This is a genomic window from Enterobacter sp. C6 (assembly GCF_008122455.1).
Classification (GTDB): Bacteria; Pseudomonadota; Gammaproteobacteria; order Enterobacterales; family Enterobacteriaceae; genus Enterobacter; species Enterobacter pseudoroggenkampii.
Window position 1 is genome coordinate 1 of the sequence record NZ_QPFW01000098.1, and the last position, 4,835, is coordinate 4,835.

Sequence of the window (4,835 nt, forward strand, 5' to 3'; positions counted from 1 at the left end):
AGCGTGCTGAAGTCCAGGGTGACGGCTTCTCCCCGCAGCTTGTGGGCCGCGCGGCGCAGCGCGTCGCGGTCGTCGCTGTCGATAGCTCGGGTGATGGCCTTCATGGCCTCCTCCAGCCCTTCGCCAAACAGGGCCAGCAGCTCCTGCACCAGGTCAGGGTCGTCAGCACACTGCTTCAGCAGGCGAGCTTCATCCGGAAGACCGGAGGAATCTTCGTGGCGCTGAAGCACGCGAGCAATCTCTTCAGCGAGACGCTCCTGGCTGATGGGTTTGGCAATGTAGCCGTCGAATCCCATGTTAAGACAGCGCTCTTTGTCCCCCTGCATGGCGTGTGCGGTCATGGCGACGGTGGGCTGAGCCGGGCCAGGCCGGGACCGTTCTTCTTCACGCAGCAGGCGAATGGCGGTCTCACCGTCCATCTCTGGCATCTGAAGGTCGATCAGCAGAACGTCCCACGCGCCCGCGCGCCAGCGTTCCAGCAGCGAGACGCCATTATCGACGATCTGACAGGTGTGCCCGAGCCGCTCAAGCAGGCGCGCGGCGACCTTCTGGTTAACCAGATTATCTTCTGCCAGCAGGATCCGCAGTCCCGTAGCCCCTGGCGAGGCGACAGGCGCGGGCGTGCTTTCACCCACGGGCGCCGGCGAACGTTCAAACGCGGCGGCAATCGCCTGATGTAATTCATCCTGGGCGATAGGCTTATGCAGATAGTTCTTGATCCCGATCCGCTTCAGCATATTGATATCAAAATGTCGGCTCATGGAGCTCAGCATGATGATATGGCTCTCAGCAACCTGCGGCAGAACTGAAAGCTCAAGGGCCAGAGACACGCCGTCCATATCCGGCATCTGTGCGTCCAGCAGGATCAGCGGCCATACTGTTCCAGCTTTAACCCGGGTGATGGCCTCGCTGGCGTTGTTGACGCAGGTGGGTTTCAGCCCCATCTGGCTGAGCATTGCTGCCAGCAGCCGCAGATTGGTCTCGTTATCATCAACTACCAGCACGGAGTCACCGTTAAAGCGATGGCTATGTGGGCGCTCGCCAGGCGCCAGGGTCTGTGCCACCAGCGGCAGCGAGAACGAAAATTCGCTGCCTTTTCCCGGCTCGCTGGAGACCGTTAATTCGCCCCCCATCGCCGCAACCAGTCGCGCAGAGATGGTTAGACCGAGCCCCGTACCGCCATAACGGCGTGTGGTTGAGTTATCCGCCTGGCTAAAGGCTTCAAAAATGGCCTTCTGCTTATCTGTCGGTATGCCAATGCCGCTGTCGCGCACGCGAAAACGCCATCGATCCGCGCTATCGTCGGGCTCAACAACCAGGATCACTTCTCCCTGATGCGTAAATTTCAGCGCGTTGCCCAGCAGATTGGTCAGGATTTGGCGCAGTCGCGCGCCGTCGACCAGCAGCACGTCGGGAACGTCGGGCGCAATATCAACCAGCAGCTCGATGCCTTTTTCGCTCGCCCCCGGCATGTGCGGACGAATAAGCGACTGAATGAAGGGGCGGACAGGCACAGGGTCCGTCTCCAGCTCTACTTTGCCGGCTTCGATACGGGAAAAGTCGAGAATATCGTTGATGATATGCAGCAGAGACTGGGCAGAACTCATCACCAGCGTCAGGTAATCGCGCTGATCGGCACTGAGAGACGTATCCAGGCACAGCTGGGTCATGCCAATAATGCCGTTCATCGGGGTACGAATTTCATGGCTCATATTCGCCAGGAACGCGCTTTTTGCCTCATTGGCTTTTTGTGCCTCAAGGGCCGAGGCGAACGCCTGAATTTCAGCCTCTTTGCGCCGCGTAATATCCTGCAGCGTGCCAATCACGCGCTCGGCGTTTCCCTCAATGGAGAGCGTGACCACCTGGCCTGACAGCAGCATCCAGCGCAGTCCTTCGGTAGGATGATGTACGCGAATTTCACATTCAAAGACCGGACGGTGATCCTGCTTCGAAGCGTGCAGCGCCTTGCGCAGCGCTGCGCGATCGTCCTCGTGGACCTGATTGAGCAAAAACCGCACCGGATATCGCCACTGTGTGCGCGACTGGCCAAGCATGGCAAGCAGGGTGTCGTTCACCTGGAGCGTGTCGCCGGAAACCTGCCAGTCCCAGATCCCGATATGAATGGATTCCGCCGTCAGCAGAAAGTCGTCATGCAGCTGGTGGCGCGCGCGCTGCGCTTCATCCAGCTCCGTAATATCGCTGTGCAGGCTGACAATACCGCCGTCCGAAAGCCGCTGATGCTGAACGAAGATCCGCCGCTGGCCTGCCTGCCGCACTTCGCAGTGTTTATCCTGTCGACAGTTGCGTACCACTGACTCCCGCAGCGTCTGACGCAGGCCGGGGTCGACGTTGTAAACGGCATCGATAAAGCGTTCCGCCAGCGCCTCAAGGGTCGTCCCCACCTTCAGCCACGGGGTTATGACCGGATAAAACAGGGCCACGTTGTGATTCCAGGCCTGCAGGCGTTCCCCGCGGTCATAAATCATGACGGCGGCTGGCAGCGCGTTAAGATCGTACGTGAATGTGCTCATCGTGATCCTCCCTACGCGCGGTAGTGCAGTTCTGCCTGTCGGCGAAGGTATTCCAACCCGGGCGCGATCGCCATGGCCCAGGCCGTCAGGATCTCATCGTCGCACTGCGGATCGCGCAGGCTCACCGCGTTCAACATCGCTTCGCGCCACAGGGCAAAAAATCGCGGGGGGAGGTGGAGACCGTCGTCGCTTTGCTCCCGCGCCAGGCGTTCGAGAAAATCAGGCACGATTAATGCGCCGTCTACCGCAAGCATGGCGAAGAAGCTTTTAAACAGGGTCTGCTGACCTTCCCGATCCGGCAGACGAGAAAAATGCGCTTCAGTTTCGGGTGACATGTGGACGAAGGCGTCATAGAACGTCTGAAAAAACGCGGTTTTTTCATTATTCGGAAAGACGCGGTTCAGGCTGGATTCAAACAGATCGCGATAAAACTTCACGGCGTCCTCCTTAGGGTGCTTTCGCCCGGTAGACAGTGCCCGATGGGCGTGTATTCCTCTGCCAGACGGCGTGAAAAATAGCTCTCTTTCTTCGATCGATGCACGTCAAACAGCGGCCCGGCGTTGTGTTTAAAGAAAAGGGCTTCCAGAACCGTGGCATTGGTTGAGAGGGTTAAGGCAGCGTTGGTATCCCCCGTGGCTTCCTGACGGCCCTCGTACCAGCCTTTCTGCGGATCGTTAAGGTGTTTTGTAACCGTCATCAGCACGTCGGTGTACGGGGTGTCCCACAGGGCCCACAGGGCAAAGACTGCTTTGGTCGATACCTGCGCGAAACGGGTGTAGTCCCGGCCATCGTCGCCGACAGAGTTCCAGGCATAGCCATTTCCCCAGACGGTATCCTGAATATGCCAGGGCGCCTGAGAGAGCGAGAAATCTGCCCTGGCCGTCAGGATCTTATCGGTCTCCCAACGGGTCTTCTGGCTTAGCCAGACGTTTTCGGCCTGCTTGCGCAGACGCTTTTGCAGATCGGCCGCAACGCTTTCGGGCTCCCAGCCAAACTCCAGGCCCGGCAGCATATAGGGAAGGGTGGTAATCAGGGAGGGCTGCCACGTGGTGCGCGGATCCCGGGCATCCACGGCCAGCCGCCGTTGAGAGATGATGACGTGGTTCATAGGCGGCGTAAACGCTTTATCCGGGGAAAAACCCCATAGATGAAACGCCGTCGCGGCGTATTCGCTCTCGCCCAGACGTAGCTCTTCCCGGACCACCGGCTGACCGTTTTGCAGCGAAGATGACCACAGTTCGCCTTCGCCGTCGATGACCGGGCAGAAATTCCAGCGCAGGATAATTTTATCGAGGTATTCACTGTACTGTGGCTCCCGCTCAGCGGTGAGGCGCAGGGCGAGCATCAGACGCGCCATGTCGCGCGCGGACCAGCCATTTTTGACGGGGTTGCCGCTAAAATCGATCGGCGCCGCCGTCTGGCTGGAATAGAGCCGGCCCGGCGTCCGGAACTCGGTCAGCGTCAGGCGGTTAAGGGTGCCCATTAGACGGGTTAAACGAGCGTCATACTCGGCGTCATCAATTAGCCCCAGCTCTTTTGCCGCCAGCAGGGCGATAAGCGTATCGCCCATTTGCCAGAGCGTGACGCGGGGCTGTTTGTCGCTCCCGTTGACCAGCCCCGTTTGCGGCTGGGTATTATTGACGAAATAGCGCCAGGCGGTTGCCGCCCATTTCTGTTCTTCCGGCGTCAGGGCAGAGATACGCGCGCTGGAGTGCCAGCCGCCGTTGATGAGCCAGCGCCAGCCTGCTCCCTGATGGCCAAACAGAGCAAAGATGATCGCGCCTGCGAGGAGTAATCCCGCGAGCCCTCTGGCTATGGTTTTAAGCATTGCGCAGTCACCGGTGGCAGTTTAACGGGCTCGTCCACGCTGCATGACGCGCACTGACAGGCCTGACAGGCGGGTTTGGTACGCTGCGTGACGCCGGTCCGGTCGCACCAGCTTTTTACGGCCGGCGTGCTGCTCAGGAACGGGCGACTGCGCAGCGCGTTGTTCTCTTCAAACTGATCGAGCAGCTTTTGATCCCACAGCGATGGGGCAAAATCCTTGCTCTTCGGGTTGTCGGTGTTGAAGGCCAGCAGTTTTCCCTCTTTTTTGAACAGCAGGGCCTCCAGCATGATGCCGTTATTGTTCGCGGTGAACTCCTTGATCGGCCCGTCACCGTTTTCATATAGCCCTTCGTAGTAGCCTTTTCCCTCTTCGTTGGCATTCTCAATGGTGTTCAGCAGGCGGTCGGTATAGGGGGAGTTCCACAGCACCCACATGCCCAGCGCCGCCTTCAACGATATCGCGGCAGCGTTAGGGAC

General features: G+C 59.2%; 4 protein-coding genes. All 4 read right to left on the bottom strand.

Going from position 1 to position 4,835, the window contains the following annotated elements:
- The coding region (locus DOU50_RS01240) for a hybrid sensor histidine kinase/response regulator (protein WP_148768579.1) at positions 1-2,531 on the bottom strand (2,531 nt) is incomplete at its 3' end.
- Positions 2,532-2,542: 11 nt separating this feature from the next.
- On the bottom strand, positions 2,543-2,968 hold the full coding sequence (locus DOU50_RS01245; protein WP_028013202.1) for a hypothetical protein: 426 nt from the start codon (positions 2,966-2,968) through the stop codon (positions 2,543-2,545).
- Positions 2,965-4,359: a DUF3131 domain-containing protein gene (locus tag DOU50_RS01250; RefSeq protein ID WP_148768580.1), complete on the bottom strand. Its 1,395-nt coding sequence runs from the start codon at positions 4,357-4,359 to the stop codon at positions 2,965-2,967. The genes DOU50_RS01245 and DOU50_RS01250 overlap by 4 nt, the downstream gene beginning before the upstream one ends.
- Positions 4,344-4,835 (bottom strand): DUF3131 domain-containing protein (locus DOU50_RS01255; RefSeq protein ID WP_148768581.1); only part of this gene is annotated, 492 nt, incomplete at its 5' end. The genes DOU50_RS01250 and DOU50_RS01255, both read right to left, overlap by 16 nt.

Coding starts and splice junctions, on each gene's coding strand:
- DOU50_RS01250 (WP_148768580.1), bottom strand. CDS start 4,359: ATGCTTAAAACCATAGCCAGAGGGCTCGCGGGATTACTCCTCGCAGGC.